The sequence below is a fragment of the Neisseria brasiliensis genome, assembly GCF_009671065.1.
GTDB classification, from domain to species: domain Bacteria; phylum Pseudomonadota; class Gammaproteobacteria; order Burkholderiales; family Neisseriaceae; genus Neisseria; species Neisseria brasiliensis.
In genome coordinates this window covers 12,578-28,830 of the sequence record NZ_CP046027.1, presented here as the reverse complement: position 1 = coordinate 28,830, position 16,253 = coordinate 12,578, and the positions used below count along the sequence as shown (strand labels likewise).

Genomic DNA, 16,253 nt, shown 5'->3' with positions numbered 1-16,253 from the left:
CATTTTTGAGCATAACAAGCTATTCAATAAAATAGGGTTCTTAAATTTTGAGATGGATTCCCGCCTGCGCGGGAATGACGGCTATTGTATGTAGGCTGGTTTTGGCAGGAGTTTTGTAAAGATCTCGGCCTAAAGGTTTACTTTGCGGTAGTCGTCAATTCGTCAAACATGCCGCCGTCGGCAAAAAATTTCTGCATGATGTACGACCATGTGCCTAAGGTTTCGTCGGGGCGGAAGGTTTCCAAATCGGGAAAATCGGCATGGTTGGCGGACAAAATAGATTTGTCACTCGGGCGGAAGTAGAGTTCGGCCGCCAACTCTTGCGCCGGCTTGCTCCACAAGAATGCTAGGTATTCTTTGGAAATGGCTGCGGAATCTTTTTTATCGGCCACGCTGTCAACCACGGCGACGGGGGTTTGCGCTTCGACGGTGTAGCTTGGGTAAACGATGTCGAATTGGCCTGGCGCAAGGTGGTGGCTGACGATATTGGCTTCGTTTTCCAAGGTAATCAACACATCGCCGATTTGGCGCTGGGTGAAGCTGGTGGTGGCGGCGCGGCTGCCGTTTTCAAACATTGGCACATTATTCAGCAGCTTGCGCATAAAGTTTTTCGCGTCGGCTTCATTGCCGTTATTCGCTTTCAAACCATAGCCGTATGCGCCCAAGAAGGCATAACGGCCGTTGCCGCTGGTTTTCGGGTTGGCGAACACAACTTGCAGGTTATCACGCGCCAAGTCTGCCCAGTCGTAAACGTTTTGCGGATTGCCTTTGCGCACGAGAAATACAGTCACGCTGGAAAATGGCACGGCATTATTCGGTAAACGTTGCGTCCAATCAGATTTAACTAAACCGCGTTGTTGCAGTGAATCGATGTCGGAAGTTTGGTTCATGGTCACAACATCGGCAGGCAAGCCGTTGGCCACCGACATGGCTTGTTTACTCGAGCCGCCGTGTGATTGCTGGATATGTAGGTCGATATGCGGATGATTTCTGCTGAAATGTTCGATAAACAAGGGGTTATACGCTTTGAAAAAATCGCGCGATACGTCATAGGATACGTTGAGAATTTTCTTATATTGGCTTTTTTCGGTATTGGTTTTACCGCTGCCGCAAGCAGCCAAAGACAGCGCGGTTAAGGCGATGATGAAGCGGATTTTGCCCATGTGTGTTCCTTTGTGTCATCGTGTTGTCGGACACACTTTAATCGGCAGGCAGAAAAAAAGGAAAGAATGGTTGATTGTATCGAAAGGATTTTTAGTTATATATTTTATACACTTAACAAATAGGCCGTCTGAAAATTTTCAGACGGCCTGATAACTGCTATACATATTTGCGCATTAATTCGCATTTGACTTTGACCTGTTCGTTTAAGGGCAATACCGCTTCGCCTAAGGATTCGTAGCCGTTTAAGCGGTAAAACGGCACGGAATTGAGTGAAGCATACAGTTTCAGGAAGCTCAAGCCTGCGTCGTGTGCCAATTCTTCAGCACGCTGCAACAGCGCCGTACCCAAGCCTTTGTTGTGCATTAAAGGATGCACATAGAGCGCATCGAGCTGTGCTTCTTTGAAATCGACCTGGAAAAAGCCTTGAATCACACCACGGTATTCCACTACCCACAAAGCCTTGGTTTTATCGGCCATGGTGGCGTGATAGCTTTCCATGCCGAGTAATTCTTCCCATGCCTGCAATACGCGCTCGTTGTAGCTGCGGATGCAGGTGTATTGCACGGCATGCAGATGCGCGCTGTGAATGAAAGGGCAGTCTTTTTCGGTCGCGGGGCGGAGCACGGTGAGCAGGTTCATGGTGGTTTTCACATTAAAATATCAAACAAAGGCCGTCTGAAAATCAATAATCGATAAGGTGATTATAGCAATAACACAGCTGATTCAGACGGCCTTTAAACGGAATTTTTGCTGCTGTCATTCACTTTTGAAATGCTTGCGCAACACGAAAAACATAATGCCCATGCAGCTGAACATCACAATCAAATCGCCGAATGCGGTAAATTCGCCCCAATATCGGCCACCGGCAAACACAAAGGCAAAAAAAGCATGCAGCGCAGCCAGCAGGAAAAACATGCCCGCCCAAGCCCAATTGAGTTTCTTCCAGCCATCGGCTGACAACACCAGTACAGAATCAAACATTTTTTGTACGGCAGAGCGGCGGTCGCTGAAGAAAAAGTGCGACACCAGCATGCCCACGCCGAATGCGGCATTGAGCAACACGGCTTTCAGGCGGATGTAATAATCGTCGCTCAAGGCCAGCGTCACACCGCCGAACACCACTGTCATCGCCAGCACAAACCATTGCTGGCGCTCCAAACGGAATTTCTGTTTCACCAATTGATAGCCGTACACCAGTACCGTGGCAATAATCAAACCGGCGGTAGCGGCTAAAACGTGATTATTGTCGCTGCCTGCCGCTCCGGTCAGTTGTAGCAGCGGATGGTTGGTATCGGTAGGCTCGACGGTTTTATACAGGTAGAAAAAAACAATCAGAGGCAGGAAATCGAGTAAAGCTTTCATAATGGGGAACTTAGGATTTCAGACGGCTTTGATAAAAATAGGCCGTCTGAACAATCAATAAAAAATGTCGGATATAAAATCCGACCCGATGTAGATGTTTTCAGACGGCGTATTGTAGCGCAAATGCCGTCTGAAAACAGAAAACGATTGCAAAGCCCTTAAGCGCGTTTCAATGTGGCGTGTAAGGCTTGGGCTTTTGCAAAAGCGGCATCAGCATCCTTGGCCAGCGTGACAAAATGCCCCATTTTACGACCAGCACGCGCGGCTTTTTTGCCGTAGAGATGCAGGAAAGAAGCCGTATCGCTTTGCAGCGGCAGCCAATCCGGTTCGCTGCCGTCTTCACCCCAAACATCACCCAAAATATTCGCCATGCAGCAGGCCGAGAGCAGGAGGGTGTCGGCCGGCGGCAGATTGCACATAATGCGCACTTGCTGCTGATATTGGCTGACCGCACAAGCGTCGATGGTGTGGTGGCCGGAGTTGTGCGGACGCGGGGCGATTTCATTAACCACCAATTCATGCGTATCGCCGACAACAAACATTTCCACCGCTAACACGCCGACATAATCCAATTCATCGGCTAAGCGCTGCGCCATCTGCCGCGCCTGTTGCTGAATATCAGCACTCAAACGCGCCGGAACGATGGAGTAGGCCAGAATACCGTTTTCGTGAATATTTTCCGCAGGGTCAAAGGTTTGCACATTGTCGCTGTTTAAGCGGCAGACTACCACCGAAATTTCGCCGCGCAAATCGACCATTTTTTCCAACACACAATCCACGCCGCCATGCTCGGCAAAAGCAGCTTTCAGATCATCCAAGGTCTTCACGCGGATTTGGCCCTTGCCGTCGTAACCCAGTGTGGCAGTTTTCAAAATCCCCGGTAAAAATGCTGCGCTCTCTTCGGTAATGTCTTCCATTTTAAAGACGGCCTGATACGGCGCAGTTTGTAAACCGGCTTTTTGAATCCATGCTTTTTCCTGAATGCGGTTTTGCGCCACCGCCACACAATCGCCGCTTGGGGAAACATTGGTGTGCTGTGCCAAAAAGCGCATCGCATCAGCGTTTACGTTTTCAAATTCGGTGGTCACCGCCGCGCATTTAGCCAATTCGTTTAAGGCATCGGCATCGTCAAACGCCGCGCACAAATGACGGTCTGCAAATTCCGCCGCCGGAGCGTTGGGGTCGGGGTCGAGCACGGTTATGCGGTAGCCCATGGTTTTGGCGGCAACGGCAAACATACGGCCAAGCTGGCCGCCGCCGAGAATGCCGAGGTTGGCGGGGGGGAGAATGGGGGTGTTTTGCATGGTTTTGTTTGTTAAAAATGTAAAATCAAATAGCTAAATCAAGAGGCAAGTCGGAAATATCTTTCAATCGTTTGCCATTTACCATGATGTAGAATAAGTCCAAAGCATCTTCATAGCCTGAAGTTTGTAAGGTTTTTTCTAGCTCATATAAGGCAAAATGGTAAACACAGTCAATTTCGCCTGTACCTAAAGCAATGGATGAAATCCGGCTGGGTGTCGGTTCTGCGGTAACAACAACCACATGTGGCAGGCGGCCTTTGCGGTTGCGAACTAAATTCAAACCTTCAGAACGGGCATTTTGGGCGCGGTCGCTGCGGATTGTCCATTTGCAGGAAATACTGGCATGAAGCAATGGCAAGACATTGTTTTTTCTCAGACTGGCAAGCTTAGCGATATTGTTATCCACTAAAAATTCATGACGGTTGATTTCTTCATCATCAACCAAATCACGAGTAACGATAATATCAGGTGTAATAGTGTAGTCACTGCCTAATGCGGCTGCCAATTCAGGATTGTTTTCTGCGGCGTGGGCAAGTGCAACCAAATGTGCATATTGCTGATAATTAGCAATTTCCAAACGATTGCGTGAACCGATTTGACGCACGTTCCAATCCCCGGGGCGCAGATGATTTAATTTTTTAAAAGCAGATTCTACAAATTGGCTGCAAATTGCTTCAAACGCATTTCCGGAGGTTTGTCCTGCGGCACGTTCAGTAACTGTTTCGGCTTCCAGTAATTCTGCAATACCTTTTGCGATGGTGCAGCTTCTACCGTTGTTGCCATCTGCATTGCTGACAATACCTTTGGCATTGGTAGTCAGAATGCTGCCTAATAATTTTCGATGAAATATTTTCCGTTCAAGTTCAAAAATCGGGTTCATATCAGCTTTCTTTTTTTAAGGCTTTGATAATCTGCTTGCCGACTGCCTCGGCAACAGGCGGAGGGAAAGCGTTGCCGATTTGACGGTAGGCAGGTGTTTTTTTTCCGAAGAATTGCCAGCTGTCGGGAAAACCTTGTACCCGAGCCGCCATCCGTGCGGTTAATCGTGGCATACCGATAAAGTCTTTAGGAGGGGAGGTATCCCATAATCCTGAACCATCTACACCTAGCTCTGCCCATGCACGTTTAGAACGTGTCGGGCCAAGGTCGGCTCCTCCGTGTTTTTTAGAACCGCCCACTAGTGTCGGAGCAATTTGATTTGCACTTAGATGCCACTCATGTGCTTGAGGCCAACCGTCTTGTGCCATTAAATCCACCAGTAATTCGCCTACGGTCGGCGGAGTAATACCGGTACTTTCAGGCCACCTGAAAAACGGGGCATATTGCTGTTGTAAGGCAACGAAAATGACCCGAGGGCGTAATTGGGAAACGCCAAAATCAGCCGCATACAGCAGTTTCCAATCACCGACATAACCTAACTCAGCAAACTGCTGCGTGATGCGTTCTCGGTACTCTCTAAATTTAGGGTCAAGTAGACCGCGTACATTTTCCAGCATAATAGCTTTGGGGGCGGTTTCTTTCGTCAAGCGGATAGCTTCAGGAAATAAATCACGTTCATCATCTGCCCCTAATTGTTTGCCTGCTTTGGAAAATGGGGGACAGGGCACGCCACCAGCCAATAAATCAATATTGCGGTATGGGGAGCCGTCAAATTGACGGACATCAGTTTCGATAATATTCCAATGCGGGCGGTTAAGGCGAAGTGTTTGGCAGGCGGCAGGTTCGATTTCCACTAAAGCAGCATGTGTAAATCCGGCACGCTCCAAACCTAAAGCCTGTCCACCGGCTCCAGCACAAATTTCTAATGAATTAAATTGCATATTTTCCTACGGTACCAGTAAATATTTCAGACGGCCTATAGTTCAGGCCGTCTGAAAAAAAACAACGGTTACTTATCCAACCCTTCCTGAACCATCTGCGCCGCGCGTAAAACGGCGCGGGCTTTGTTTTGCGTTTCCTGCCATTCGGATTCGGGCACGGAATCTGCCACCACACCTGCGCCGCTTTGTACATAAAGCGTGTCGTTTTTAATCACAGCGGTGCGGATGGCGATGGCCAAGTCCATATCGTTGTTAAAGCTCCAGCAGCCGACGGCGCCGCCGTAGATGCAGCGTTTGGCCGGCTCCAGCTCTTCGATGATTTCCAGCGCGCGCACTTTGGGGGCGCCGGAAAGGGTGCCGGCAGGGAACGTCGCGGCCAGAATTTCCATGTTGGTGATGTCGTCTTTCAGACGGCCTTCGACATTGGAAACGATGTGCATCACATGGGAATATTTTTCTACCACCATTTTGTCGGTAACGCTGACTTGGCCGGTTTGGCTGATGCGGCCGACATCGTTGCGGCCGAGATCAATCAGCATAACGTGTTCGGCAATTTCTTTGGCATCGCTTAATAAATCTTGCTCATTGACCAGGTCTTCGGCAGGGGTTTTGCCGCGTAAACGGGTGCCGGCAATCGGGCGCACGACTACGGTGTCCTGTTCGCGGCGCACGAGAATTTCCGGTGAAGAACCGACAATGTGGAAATCGTCGAAGTCGTAGTAAAACATATACGGCGACGGATTCAGCGTACGCAAGGCGCGGTAAAGTGCCAGTGGGCTGTCGGTGTAGGGCATGGTCATGCGTTGGCTGGGTACGACCTGCATGCAGTCGCCGGCGAAAATGTATTCTTTGATTTTATCAACACAGGCTTTGAAAGGCGCTTCGCCAAATTCGCTGGTCGGCTGGGTAGTGGCGCTACCTAAAGATAAGGGAATGGCGCAGCTTTGGCGCAATTGGGTGCGTAAGTCTTCCAAGCGTTCGCGTGCGGCTTCGTAGCCGTTGGTTTGGTTTGGGTCGGTATAGACAATCAGGTAGATTTTGCCGGAAAGGTTGTCGATTACCGCCAATTCTTGCGACAGCATCAGCAAAATATCCGGCGTGCCGAGCGGGTCGGCTTTCGGCGGGTTTTTCAGGCGGTGGGCAAAATGCTCGAAATTGTAAATGGTTTCATAGCCGAAATAGCCGACTAAGCCGCCGGTAAAGCGTGGCAGGCTTGGAATTTCAGGGGTTTTGAAACGTGCGTGGAAAGCTTCGATAAAGGGCAGCGGATTGCCGTCGTATTGCTCGACAATCTCGCCATTGAGATACACATCGACATGTTTGCCACTGGCTTTTAAATAATGATGGCAAGGCAGGCCGATAAAGGAATAACGGCCGAAGCGCTCGCCACCGACCACGGATTCCAGCAGATAGGTAAAGGGCTTGTTGGCCAGCTTGAGATAGAGCGACAAGGGGGTGTCGAGATCGGCGAGGACTTCCTGCACCAGCGGAATGCGGTTGTATCCTTGTGCGACTTGGGCTTGATATTCTTGTTTGCTGATCATGTTCAGACGGCCTTACCTGAAAAATGCGATGCGTGTATGCAGCGAAATGGTCGATGTTAAAGAGTGCAAAGAGTATAGCAGCTTATGGGGGTATTGTTAACCGATTTGCCGATGCGCTAGAGGCCGTCTGAAACAAAAAATAAACACCGTTTTGATGGAAAACGGTGTCGGGTAAAATTAGAAGCTGGAAGCTGTATCGATTTTGGTTTGACGCGCGCGCTTGAATTTAATGAAATAGCCAAGCGCAACCGGAATCAGCGCCAAAATAATTTTAAATGTCCAGCTGGCATACCAAGGCTTGGCCACCACAATCGCTTGGCTTTCCGCACCGGGTACGATGAAATTTTTAATCGCAAACCAATCGAGAAACGGCCACCAACAAGCCACCAACAAACCTAAGAAACAAGGCCAAATCATGCGGCTCAAATCACGTTGCCACAAGATAAAACACACCACTGCCCAAAGCAGGGTAAAGCCGGTAATCACTAAAGAAGTGTAGGTGTCGGCACCAAGATAAGTGGTGAGAAAATAGGTAAAAGCAACCCACAATAATCCTAAAACGAATACGATTAATTCTTCAGGACGTTTGAACATTCGGTTTCTCCAAAATAGCGCATATTTTATCAACTTGATGAGTAGAGAATACTATACCTGAAAAGCGGTTTTGTGAAGATGATTCTGACCTAGGATATAGGCCGCCTGATTTTTCAGATAAAAAGAACTATGGCAAAATATCGTTTACCTTGAATCCATCAAACGGAACCTGTCATGCGCCAAAAAATCATCATTACCGGACATTCCAGCGGTTTGGGCAAAGCCTTGGCCGCGCATTATCTGCAAGCAGGTATAGAAGTGTTGGGCATTGCTCGACGTGAATTGTCCGCAGAAAACGGTTTGCAGCAGGTAGCGCTGGATTTGGCCGATGCAGAAAAATTAAGCGCATGGCTACAAAGCGGGGCAATCAATAATTTCATGCAAGATGCCGATGAATTGGTGCTGGTGAATAATGCCGGCATGGTGGCGCCAAGTTCGGTATGCGGTAAGCAAAGGCCGTCTGAAATTGCGGCGGCGGTGAGTTTGAACATCATCGCGCCCTTATTACTCAGCAACCATGTTTTAGCGACAAAAGCAGATAATCAGGCAGTAAAAATCGTGCACATCAGCAGTGGTGCAGGACGCAATGCTTATCAGGGCTGGAGTGTTTACGGTGCGACCAAAGCAGCGCTAGATCATCATGCGCGTTGTGTGGAAGCGGAAAATCACCGCAATGTGAAAGTATGCAGCATTGCGCCGGGTGTGGTTGATACCGATATGCAGGCGCAGATTCGGGCGCAAGATGGCGATGATTTTCCGATTTTGCCGCGATTCCAGCAGCTTCACGCCAATCAGGAATTGAGTTCACCCGAATCAGTGGCCAACATAATGGCCGAAATGATTGCTGATGCGGATTTTGGGGATGAAATTATCCAAGATGTCCGCACATGGCAATCATTGAAACAGACTTTTCAGACGGCCTTAGCGCAAACATCGTCAAACAGGCCGTCTGAAAACTAAATAAGGAACATCAAATGAATATGGATTTTCAAGCCACATTAAAAGCCTTGGGCAAACAAGCAAAAAAAGAAGCCGAGCAGCGCAAAATCGAAGCAGTAGAAGCCAAAAAGCGTGAAGAAGAGCAGGTTGATTTTGCCAAAGCGGTTGGTGCGGTAACGCCTTTGAAAAACTCGCAACGCTATGAAGCGCCACGCCCGAAAACCACCATCAAGCCGCGCCCAAAAGCGGAAAGTGATTTGGCGGAAGAAGATTATTTTTATGTCGGTCAAGGTGGTTGGGACGAGCCACCGGCTACCTTTAGTAAAAACGGTCAAGGCAAAAACGACATTCAACGTTTGCGCAACGGCCATTATCCAGTGGTGGCTGATGTGGATTTACATGGCTATACGCAGGAAGAAGCGCAGCAAGTGTTGAATGAATTCATTGAATTCACTAAAAAACGCGGCGTATGTGCTGAAATCATACATGGTAGTGGTCTAGGGTCTTCCGGCTACAAACCGGTTTTGAAAAACATGACCCGCCGTTGGCTGATACAGCATCCGGATGTGTTGGCTTATGTTGAGCCGCGTCAAGGCAATGATGGTGCGGTACGGATTCTGCTGAAGCGTCCACGCCGTGAAGAAGAATAATTGAGCGATGATATACAAGGCCGTCTGAAAGCCAAAAGGTTTTCAGACGGCCTTGATGTATTTGGGTAAGCGGATTAAATGGTTGATCTTACCTTTGCATGAGAGTGAGACAGACCGGCATCTCATCGGATTATCTGGTTGATGCTTCACCTACTGCTGGTGCATGTTTCCTTCGCTAATTCCAGCAAGAACCCCACACGCCTCAACTTCCCGGTCATCGTTGCAACTCGCTCTCAGTGAAACGAGTTGTTTCTCAAGCGCTTGCAGAGCGGTTATCTGCGACCGCACATGAGAGATGTGATCATCGAGCAAGGTGTTGACGGCGGTACAAGGCTGATGAGGGTCGTCCTGATAGCTCTGTAGTTCGTGAATCTCAGCCAGTGACAGGCCTAGGATTCTGCAGCGACGAATGAAGGCCAGCCCCTCACCATGCTTCTCGGTATAGACACGGTAACCGTTGTCCTGCCGATCAGGCGGCGGCAACAAGCCCTGCTGTTCATAGAAGCGGATCGTCTGTGTTTCGACCCCTACCAACTGTGCCAACTGACCAATGCGCATCAGCCTCCTCCCCAACGGATTCTTTACTCTATTGACCTTATAGTAGCTTTATAGTTTAAAATGGTACCACAACATTGTTCAAGTGGAGTCATATCATGAGTAAATCCTGTGGTGGCGCCTGTGGCGGTGATGCAACGTCCGCAGCGGATACCGATATACAGGCCTCCTCCGAGGGGCCAGGGAGATGGGTCAGTGTTTATGCCGTGCCGAAGATGGACTGTCCATCAGAAGAACGAATGATTCGCCTGGCCCTGAACGGCGTTGAGGAGATTCGGGCACTGTCCTTCGACTTGTCGAACCGCCGGCTGAAGGTCGTGCATGACGGCGAGGCTGAGCCCATTACCGCGAAACTGAAGACCTTGGGGCTAGGCGCCTCGCTTCAGGAAACCGTCGCTGCAAATCCGGAGACCATCAAGGCCGCCGAGTTTTCGGCAGCTTCTGCTAAGCAAGAATCCGGGACCCTGCGCTGGTTGCTCGGCATCAATGCACTTCTGTTCGTGGTGGAAATGACTGCCGGTCTGATCGCCCGGTCCACCGGCCTGATTGGAGAATCCCTGGACAATTTTGCCGATGCGGCGGTGTACGGGCTTACCCTTTATGCGGTTGGACATAGCGTGAAAGTGCAGGTACGTGCCGCGCATCTTGCTGGTGTACTGCAACTGATCTTGGCTGTGGGCGTGCTCGTCGAGGTGGTGAGACGCTTTGTATTCGGTAGTGAGCCTGAATCGCTGGTGATGATGGCTATCGCATTCGTCGCATTGATTGCCAATACCAGTTGTCTGCTGCTCATATCCAAACATCGGGAAGGCGGGGCGCACATGAAGGTAAGCTGGATATTCTCGGCCAACGACGTGGTGATCAACCTGGGGGTCATCACCGCCGGCGCTCTGGTCGCGTGGACCGGGTCCAATTATCCGGATCTGATTATCGGCACCATCGCGGGGGTAATTGTACTTAACGGTGCCAGACGCATTCTGGCACTCAAGGATTAAGCAATGTCCATTTTTGGCAAACATCTGTCACCGTACGCTCTGTTGTCCATATCGGGCCTGCTGGCAGCGTCTGATCAGGCCGTAAAATGGCTGGTGCAACAATCAATGGCATATGGCGAGTCTATTTCAGTGACCTCATTCTTTAACTGGGTACACGTATGGAATACCGGTGCCGCATTCAGTCTTTTTGCGAATGGTGGAGGCTGGCAGCGCTACTTTTTTATCGGAATCGCGGTAGTGGTCTCGATTTTTCTGATCAAGCTGATCCTTGAAAATCGTCATAAAGGAGAAGCCATCGCTTACAGTCTTATCCTCGGTGGCGCCATGGGTAACCTGATTGACCGGGTCTTTCGCGGCTATGTTGTGGATTCCTTTGATTTCTATTGGCGAGACTGGCATTGGCCGGCCTTCAACCTGGCTGATATTGCAATTGTCCTCGGTGCCTTACTTTTCGTTTCCAGCAGCTTGTTGGGTAAAAAAGCAAACACCAATGCCGAGCCGGATGGATCTGACTGACACCTACGCCTATACAACACCATGACCGAACTTCCCGACAACATCCTTCACCTGCCGCAATACCAAGTACTGGGCTGCAAATCAACCGACGACGAAATGCACTTCCAGGTGGACGTGCCCGATCCCATCGCCTGCGAGGGATGCGGCATGCAGGGTGAGTTCGTACGGTTCGGCAAGCGTGACGTTCTCTATCGTGATCTGCTCATCCACGGCAAACGGGTCACTCTCTGGGTGGGGGCGCCTCAGAAATCGGAAAATAAAGCACGCTAAGGCATAGCTGACCTTGCCAGGCCTGCTTCGCCCTGCAGTGACGCAATCAGCGGGCAGGAAACGTTCCCTTTCCGCGCATGGCAGGCGCACACCAGTTCAGACAGCACGGCCTCCATGCGTGCCAAGTCGGCCATCTTCTCGCGCACATCCTTGAGCTTGTGCTCGGCCAGGCCGCTGGCTTCCTCGCAATGGGTGCCATCCTCCAGCCGCAGTAGCTCGGCGATTTCGTCCAGGCTAAAGCCCAGCCGCTGGGCCGATTTCACGAACCGCACTCGTGTTACATCCGCCTCGCCATAGCGGCGAATGCTGCCATAGGGCTTGTCTGGCTCCGGCAGCAGGCCCTTGCGCTGGTAGAACCGGATGGTCTCCACATTGACCCCGGCCGCCTTGGCAAAAACGCCAATGGTCAGATTCTCAAAATTAATTTGCATATCGCTTGACTCCGTACATAACTACGGAAGTAAGCTTAAGCTATCCAAACCAAATTTGAAAGGACAAGCGTATGTCTGAACCACAAAAGTCTGAACCACAAAACGGGCGCGGCGCGCTCTTCGCCGGTGGGCTGGCCGCCATTCTTGCGTCGGCCTGCTGCCTGGGGCCGCTGGTTTTGATCGCCTTGGAGTTCAGCGGGGCATGGATCGGCAACCTGACGGTGCTGGAACCCTATCGCCCGATCTTCATCGGCGCAGCGCTGGTCGCGCTGTTTTTCGCCTGGCGGCGCATCTACCGCCCGGCGCAAGCCTGCAAACCGGGTGAGGTCTGCGCGATTCCCCAAGTGCGAGCTACTTACAAGCTCATTTTCTGGATCGTGGCCGCGCTGGTCCTGGTCTCGCTCGGATTTCCCTACGTCATGCCATTTTTCTATTAATCACAGGAGTTCATCATGAAAAAACTGTTTGCCGCCCTCGCCCTCGCTGCCGTTGTTGCCCCCGTGTGGGCCGTCACCCAGACCGTCACGCTGTCCGTGTCTGGCATGACCTGCGCCTCTTGCCCGATCACTGTCAAGCACGCGCTTTCCAAGGTTGAGGGCGTGAGCAAGACCGACGTAAGTTTCGACAAGCGCCAGGCCGTCGTCACCTTCGACGATGCCAAGACCAACGTCCAGAAGTTGACCAAGGCGACCGAGGACGCGGGCTATCCGTCCAGCCTCAAACGCTGATCCGTTAACCGAACTCGGGAGCGACACATGGGACTCATCACGCGCATCGCTGGCAAAACCGGCGCGCTCGGCAGCGTCGTTTCCGCGATGGGCTGCGCCGCCTGTTTTCCTGCCATCGCCAGCTTTGGCGCGGCCATCGGACTGGGCTTCTTGAGCCAGTACGAGGGGCTATTCATTGGCATCCTGCTGCCGATGTTCGCCGGCATCGCGTTACTCGCCAATGCTATCGCTTGGCTCAATCATCGACAGTGGCGACGCACGGCGCTCGGCACGATAGGCCCGATCTTGGTGCTGGCAGCGGTGTTTTTAATGCGGGCTTACGGCTGGCAGAGCGGTGGACTGCTCTATGTCGGCCTGGCCTTGATGGTTGGGGTGTCGGTCTGGGATTTCATCTCGCCAGCACATCGCCGCTGCGGGCCGGACAGCTGTGAATTGCCAGAACAACGTGGCTGACGGCAACAGCCGTAGCCACCACAGAAAAGGAAAAATACATGACCACCCTGAAAATCACCGGGATGACCTGCGACTCGTGCGCGGCTCACGTCAAGGAAGCCTTGGAGAAAGTGCCCGGCGTGCAATCGGCGCTGGTGTCCTATCCGAAGGGCACAGCGCAACTCGCCATTGAGGCGGGCACGTCATCGGATGCGCTGACTACCGCCGTGGCCGGACTGGGCTACGAGGCAACGCTTGCCGATGCGCCACCGACGGACAACCGCGCCGGCCTGCTCGACAAGATGCGCGGCTGGATAGGGGCCGCTGATAAGCCCAGTGGCAACGAACGCCCGTTGCAGGTCGTCGTCATTGGTAGCGGTGGAGCCGCGATGGCGGCAGCACTGAAGGCCGTCGAGCAAGGCGCGCAGGTCACGCTGATTGAGCGCGGCACCATCGGCGGCACCTGCGTCAACGTCGGTTGTGTGCCGTCCAAGATCATGATCCGCGCCGCCCACATCGCCCATCTGCGCCGGGAAAGCCCGTTCGATGGCGGTATTGCGGCAACTGTGCCTACGATTGACCGCAGTAAGCTGCTGGCCCAGCAGCAGGCCCGCGTCGACGAACTGCGGCACGCCAAGTACGAAGGCATCCTGGGCGGTAATCCGGCCATCACCGTTGTGCACGGTGAGGCGCGCTTCAAGGACGACCAGAGCCTTACCGTCCGTTTGAACGAGGGTGGCGAGCGCGTCGTGATGTTCGACCGCTGCCTGGTCGCCACGGGTGCCAGCCCGGCGGTCCCGCCGATTCCGGGCTTGAAAGAGTCACCCTACTGGACTTCCACCGAGGCCCTGGCGAGCGACACCATTCCCGAACGCCTTGCCGTAATCGGCTCGTCGGTGGTGGCGCTGGAGCTGGCGCAAGCCTTTGCCCGGCTGGGCAGCAAGGTCACGGTCCTGGCGCGCAATACCTTGTTCTTCCGTGAAGACCCGGCCATCGGCGAGGCGGTGACAGCCGCTTTCCGTGCCGAGGGCATCGAGGTGCTGGAGCACACGCAAGCCAGCCAGGTCGCCCATATGGACGGTGAATTCGTGCTGACCACCACGCACGGTGAATTGCGCGCCGACAAACTGCTGGTTGCCACCGGTCGGACACCGAACACGCGCAGCCTCGCGCTGGACGCAGCGGGGGTCACCGTCAATGCGCAAGGTGCCATCGTCATCGACCAAGGCATGCGCACGAGCAACCCGAACATCTACGCGGCCGGCGACTGCACCGACCAGCCGCAGTTCGTCTATGTGGCGGCAGCGGCCGGCACCCGTGCCGCGATCAACATGACCGGCGGCGACGCAGCCCTCAATCTGACCGCGATGCCGGCAGTGGTGTTCACCGACCCGCAAGTCGCCACCGTGGGCTACAGCGAGGCGGAAGCGCACCACGATGGCATCGAGACCGACAGTCGCACGCTGACACTCGACAACGTTCCGCGAGCGCTTGCCAACTTCGACACACGCGGCTTCATCAAGCTGGTCATCGAGGAAGGTAGCGGACGGCTCATCGGCGTGCAGGCGGTGGCCCCGGAAGCGGGCGAACTGATCCAGACGGCGGTGCTCGCCATCCGCAACCGCATGACGGTGCAGGAACTGGCTGACCAGTTGTTCCCCTACCTGACAATGGTCGAGGGGTTGAAGCTTGCGGCGCAGACCTTCAACAAGGACGTGAAGCAGCTTTCCTGCTGCGCTGGATAAAAAAAGGAGGTTTTCAATGAGCGCCTACACCGTGTCCCGGCTGGCCCTTGATGCCGGGGTGAGCGTGCATATCGTGCGCGACTACCTGCTGCGCGGATTGCTGCGTCCGGTGGCGTGCACCCCGGGCGGCTATGGCCTGTTCGATGATGCCGCCTTGCAACGGCTGTGCTTCGTGCGGGCGGCCTTCGAGGCGGGCATCGGCCTGGACGCGCTGGCGCGGCTGTGCCGGGCGCTGGATGCTGCGGACGGCGATGAAGCGGCCGCGCAGCTTGCCGTTCTGCGCCAGTTCGTCGAGCGTCGGCGCGAAGCGTTGGCCCATCTGGACGCGCAACTGGCCTCCATGCCAGCCGAGCGGGCGCACGAGGAGGCATTGCCGTGAACGCCCCTGACAAACTGCCGCCCGAGACGCGCCAACCCGTTTCCGGCTACCTGTGGGGTGCGCTGGCCGTGTTGACCTAGAGAGAGTGCGCAAGGGCCTCAGAAAGGAGCTGAAACCGTCCCAGAGCCGGACTCTCAAGGGAGACCGGAAAATCCTGCTGAAACGCGCTCACGAAGTCTCAGACCGGGAGCGCCTCATCATGGAGACCTGGACAGGCGCGTTCCCGCAACTGCTGGCCGCCTACGAGCACAAGGAGCGCTTCTACGGCATCTGGGACGCCACCACACGGCTCCAGGCAGAAGCCGCCCTGGACGAGTGGATAGCCACCATCCCGAAGGGCCAAAAGGAAGTCTGGAGCGATCTGGTCAGGGCAGTGGGAAACTGGCGCGAAGAGACCATGACCGACTTCGAGACGGACATGCCCGTCACCAACGCTTACACGGAGTCCATCAACCGACTGGCCAAGGACAAGAACCGTGAAGGGTGCGGTTACTCCTTCGAGGTGATGCGGGCACGAATGCTCTACACCACGAAGCACAAGAAGAAGGCACCGACTGCGAAGGTCTCTCCTTTCTACAAGAAAACCATCGGTTACGGACTGCCGGACTTCGCAGAGGAACTCAACTACGGAGTCGATCTATCAACCATCTGAGGGTGGTATCAGATTGATGGGGTGAAGGTGACCCATCAACCATTAAATCCGTATACCCAAAAGATTAAAGCGGTTGAGGAGGCCCTTAACCGCCGACCGAGAAAGACATTGGACTATGAGACACCGGGTGATCTGTTTTCAGCAGCCCTTGCCAATGGCATTTGAGCGTTGCA

Annotated in this window: 20 protein-coding genes and 3 pseudogenes; 13 read left to right on the top strand and 10 right to left on the bottom strand. The window is 53.2% G+C overall.

What is annotated here, in order from left to right:
* Positions 1-137: 137 nt before the first annotated feature.
* From GJV52_RS00185 to GJV52_RS00150, 8 genes are all read right to left on the bottom strand, one after another.
* Positions 138-1,163, bottom strand: coding sequence for a sulfate ABC transporter substrate-binding protein (locus GJV52_RS00185; protein WP_095503175.1), 1,026 nt, complete (start codon positions 1,161-1,163; stop codon positions 138-140).
* Positions 1,164-1,320: 157 nt separating this feature from the next.
* On the bottom strand, positions 1,321-1,803 hold the full coding sequence (locus GJV52_RS00180) for a GNAT family N-acetyltransferase (protein WP_095502206.1): 483 nt from the start codon (positions 1,801-1,803) through the stop codon (positions 1,321-1,323).
* Between the two features lie 117 nt (positions 1,804-1,920).
* Positions 1,921-2,526, bottom strand: a complete 606-nt coding sequence (locus tag GJV52_RS00175) for an inner membrane-spanning protein YciB (protein WP_100563382.1) — start codon at positions 2,524-2,526, stop codon at positions 1,921-1,923.
* Between the two features lie 158 nt (positions 2,527-2,684).
* The gene (locus GJV52_RS00170) at positions 2,685-3,830 is read right to left on the bottom strand and encodes a 5-(carboxyamino)imidazole ribonucleotide synthase (protein ID WP_100563384.1); all 1,146 of its coding nucleotides are present in this window, start codon (positions 3,828-3,830) and stop codon (positions 2,685-2,687) included.
* 25 nt (positions 3,831-3,855) lie between these two features.
* Positions 3,856-4,710, bottom strand: a complete 855-nt coding sequence (locus tag GJV52_RS00165) for an NgoMIV family type II restriction endonuclease (protein WP_100563386.1) — start codon at positions 4,708-4,710, stop codon at positions 3,856-3,858.
* A 1-nt stretch (position 4,711) separates the two neighbouring features.
* Positions 4,712-5,650, bottom strand: a complete 939-nt coding sequence (locus GJV52_RS00160) for a DNA cytosine methyltransferase (RefSeq protein ID WP_100563388.1) — start codon at positions 5,648-5,650, stop codon at positions 4,712-4,714.
* 68 nt (positions 5,651-5,718) lie between these two features.
* Complete coding sequence (gene trpE, locus GJV52_RS00155; RefSeq protein ID WP_100563390.1) at positions 5,719-7,194, bottom strand: anthranilate synthase component I; 1,476 nt, start codon at positions 7,192-7,194, stop codon at positions 5,719-5,721.
* Between the two features lie 177 nt (positions 7,195-7,371).
* Positions 7,372-7,788, bottom strand: a complete 417-nt coding sequence (locus GJV52_RS00150) for a hypothetical protein (RefSeq protein ID WP_100563392.1) — start codon at positions 7,786-7,788, stop codon at positions 7,372-7,374.
* A 174-nt stretch (positions 7,789-7,962) separates the two neighbouring features.
* Between GJV52_RS00150 and GJV52_RS00145 the strand changes: the two genes are divergently transcribed.
* The gene (locus tag GJV52_RS00145; RefSeq protein WP_100563394.1) at positions 7,963-8,748 is read left to right on the top strand and encodes an SDR family NAD(P)-dependent oxidoreductase; all 786 of its coding nucleotides are present in this window, start codon (positions 7,963-7,965) and stop codon (positions 8,746-8,748) included.
* A 14-nt stretch (positions 8,749-8,762) separates the two neighbouring features.
* On the top strand, positions 8,763-9,377 hold the full coding sequence (locus tag GJV52_RS00140) for a Smr/MutS family protein (RefSeq protein ID WP_095501652.1): 615 nt from the start codon (positions 8,763-8,765) through the stop codon (positions 9,375-9,377).
* A gap of 150 nt (positions 9,378-9,527) precedes the next feature.
* Here the strand turns inward: GJV52_RS00140 and cadR are convergent, their stop codons facing one another.
* Positions 9,528-9,935, bottom strand: a complete 408-nt coding sequence (gene cadR, locus GJV52_RS00135) for a Cd(II)/Pb(II)-responsive transcriptional regulator (RefSeq protein WP_007148576.1) — start codon at positions 9,933-9,935, stop codon at positions 9,528-9,530.
* A 95-nt stretch (positions 9,936-10,030) separates the two neighbouring features.
* Here cadR and GJV52_RS00130 point away from each other — a divergent pair, with 95 nt between their 5' ends.
* The 3 genes and pseudogenes from GJV52_RS00130 to GJV52_RS00120 form a co-directional block, all read left to right on the top strand.
* Complete coding sequence (locus tag GJV52_RS00130) at positions 10,031-10,927, top strand: cation transporter (protein WP_100564565.1); 897 nt, start codon at positions 10,031-10,033, stop codon at positions 10,925-10,927.
* Positions 10,928-10,930: 3 nt separating this feature from the next.
* A complete protein-coding gene (lspA, locus tag GJV52_RS00125; RefSeq protein ID WP_008609163.1) occupies positions 10,931-11,443 on the top strand; it encodes a signal peptidase II in 513 nt (170 codons plus the stop codon).
* 21 nt (positions 11,444-11,464) lie between these two features.
* Positions 11,465-11,677 (top strand): annotated as a pseudogene (locus GJV52_RS00120) (transposase family protein); the annotation flags it as partial.
* A 32-nt stretch (positions 11,678-11,709) separates the two neighbouring features.
* On the opposite strand, the gene merR reads toward GJV52_RS00120, so the two are convergent.
* On the bottom strand, positions 11,710-12,144 hold the full coding sequence (gene merR, locus GJV52_RS00115) for an Hg(II)-responsive transcriptional regulator (protein ID WP_019836732.1): 435 nt from the start codon (positions 12,142-12,144) through the stop codon (positions 11,710-11,712).
* A 71-nt stretch (positions 12,145-12,215) separates the two neighbouring features.
* On the opposite strand from merR, the gene merT reads away from it, so the two are divergent.
* The 8 genes and pseudogenes from merT to GJV52_RS00075 form a co-directional block, all read left to right on the top strand.
* Entirely contained in the window at positions 12,216-12,581 is a 366-nt protein-coding gene (merT, locus tag GJV52_RS00110; protein WP_100564563.1) for a mercuric ion transporter MerT, read from the top strand.
* A 15-nt stretch (positions 12,582-12,596) separates the two neighbouring features.
* Positions 12,597-12,872, top strand: a complete 276-nt coding sequence (gene merP / locus GJV52_RS00105; protein ID WP_095503726.1) for a mercury resistance system periplasmic binding protein MerP — start codon at positions 12,597-12,599, stop codon at positions 12,870-12,872.
* Between the two features lie 27 nt (positions 12,873-12,899).
* Positions 12,900-13,325: an organomercurial transporter MerC gene (merC, locus tag GJV52_RS00100; protein WP_000522996.1), complete on the top strand. Its 426-nt coding sequence runs from the start codon at positions 12,900-12,902 to the stop codon at positions 13,323-13,325.
* A gap of 38 nt (positions 13,326-13,363) precedes the next feature.
* Entirely contained in the window at positions 13,364-15,049 is a 1,686-nt protein-coding gene (merA, locus tag GJV52_RS00095) for a mercury(II) reductase (protein ID WP_000209295.1), read from the top strand.
* Between the two features lie 16 nt (positions 15,050-15,065).
* Complete coding sequence (merD, locus tag GJV52_RS00090) at positions 15,066-15,428, top strand: mercury resistance co-regulator MerD (protein WP_025467726.1); 363 nt, start codon at positions 15,066-15,068, stop codon at positions 15,426-15,428.
* Positions 15,425-15,508: a hypothetical protein gene (locus tag GJV52_RS00085; protein WP_425265850.1), complete on the top strand. Its 84-nt coding sequence runs from the start codon at positions 15,425-15,427 to the stop codon at positions 15,506-15,508. Before merD ends, GJV52_RS00085 begins: the two co-directional genes overlap by 4 nt.
* Positions 15,505-16,080: pseudogene (locus tag GJV52_RS00080) on the top strand (ISL3-like element ISPpu12 family transposase); the annotation flags it as partial. The gene GJV52_RS00085 and the pseudogene GJV52_RS00080, both read left to right, overlap by 4 nt.
* A gap of 57 nt (positions 16,081-16,137) precedes the next feature.
* Positions 16,138-16,245: pseudogene (locus GJV52_RS00075) on the top strand (IS30 family transposase); the annotation flags it as partial.
* Positions 16,246-16,253: the final 8 nt, after the last annotated feature.

Excerpts from the sequence above, each read along its gene's own strand:
- merT (WP_100564563.1), top strand. The coding sequence starts at position 12,216 with ATGTCTGAACCACAAAAGTCTGAACCACAAAACGGGCGCGGCGCGCTC.
- lspA (WP_008609163.1), top strand. The coding sequence starts at position 10,931 with ATGTCCATTTTTGGCAAACATCTGTCACCGTACGCTCTGTTGTCCATA.
- GJV52_RS00145 (WP_100563394.1), top strand. The coding sequence starts at position 7,963 with ATGCGCCAAAAAATCATCATTACCGGACATTCCAGCGGTTTGGGCAAA.
- GJV52_RS00170 (WP_100563384.1), bottom strand. The coding sequence starts at position 3,830 with ATGCAAAACACCCCCATTCTCCCCCCCGCCAACCTCGGCATTCTCGGC.
- GJV52_RS00130 (WP_100564565.1), top strand. The coding sequence starts at position 10,031 with ATGAGTAAATCCTGTGGTGGCGCCTGTGGCGGTGATGCAACGTCCGCA.
- GJV52_RS00160 (WP_100563388.1), bottom strand. The coding sequence starts at position 5,650 with ATGCAATTTAATTCATTAGAAATTTGTGCTGGAGCCGGTGGACAGGCT.
- merD (WP_025467726.1), top strand. The coding sequence starts at position 15,066 with ATGAGCGCCTACACCGTGTCCCGGCTGGCCCTTGATGCCGGGGTGAGC.
- GJV52_RS00175 (WP_100563382.1), bottom strand. The coding sequence starts at position 2,526 with ATGAAAGCTTTACTCGATTTCCTGCCTCTGATTGTTTTTTTCTACCTG.
- merR (WP_019836732.1), bottom strand. The coding sequence starts at position 12,144 with ATGCAAATTAATTTTGAGAATCTGACCATTGGCGTTTTTGCCAAGGCG.
- GJV52_RS00150 (WP_100563392.1), bottom strand. The coding sequence starts at position 7,788 with ATGTTCAAACGTCCTGAAGAATTAATCGTATTCGTTTTAGGATTATTG.
- merC (WP_000522996.1), top strand. The coding sequence starts at position 12,900 with ATGGGACTCATCACGCGCATCGCTGGCAAAACCGGCGCGCTCGGCAGC.
- GJV52_RS00140 (WP_095501652.1), top strand. The coding sequence starts at position 8,763 with ATGAATATGGATTTTCAAGCCACATTAAAAGCCTTGGGCAAACAAGCA.
- merP (WP_095503726.1), top strand. The coding sequence starts at position 12,597 with ATGAAAAAACTGTTTGCCGCCCTCGCCCTCGCTGCCGTTGTTGCCCCC.
- merA (WP_000209295.1), top strand. The coding sequence starts at position 13,364 with ATGACCACCCTGAAAATCACCGGGATGACCTGCGACTCGTGCGCGGCT.
- GJV52_RS00180 (WP_095502206.1), bottom strand. The coding sequence starts at position 1,803 with ATGAACCTGCTCACCGTGCTCCGCCCCGCGACCGAAAAAGACTGCCCT.
- GJV52_RS00165 (WP_100563386.1), bottom strand. The coding sequence starts at position 4,710 with ATGAACCCGATTTTTGAACTTGAACGGAAAATATTTCATCGAAAATTA.
- GJV52_RS00185 (WP_095503175.1), bottom strand. The coding sequence starts at position 1,163 with ATGGGCAAAATCCGCTTCATCATCGCCTTAACCGCGCTGTCTTTGGCT.
- trpE (WP_100563390.1), bottom strand. The coding sequence starts at position 7,194 with ATGATCAGCAAACAAGAATATCAAGCCCAAGTCGCACAAGGATACAAC.
- cadR (WP_007148576.1), bottom strand. The coding sequence starts at position 9,935 with ATGCGCATTGGTCAGTTGGCACAGTTGGTAGGGGTCGAAACACAGACG.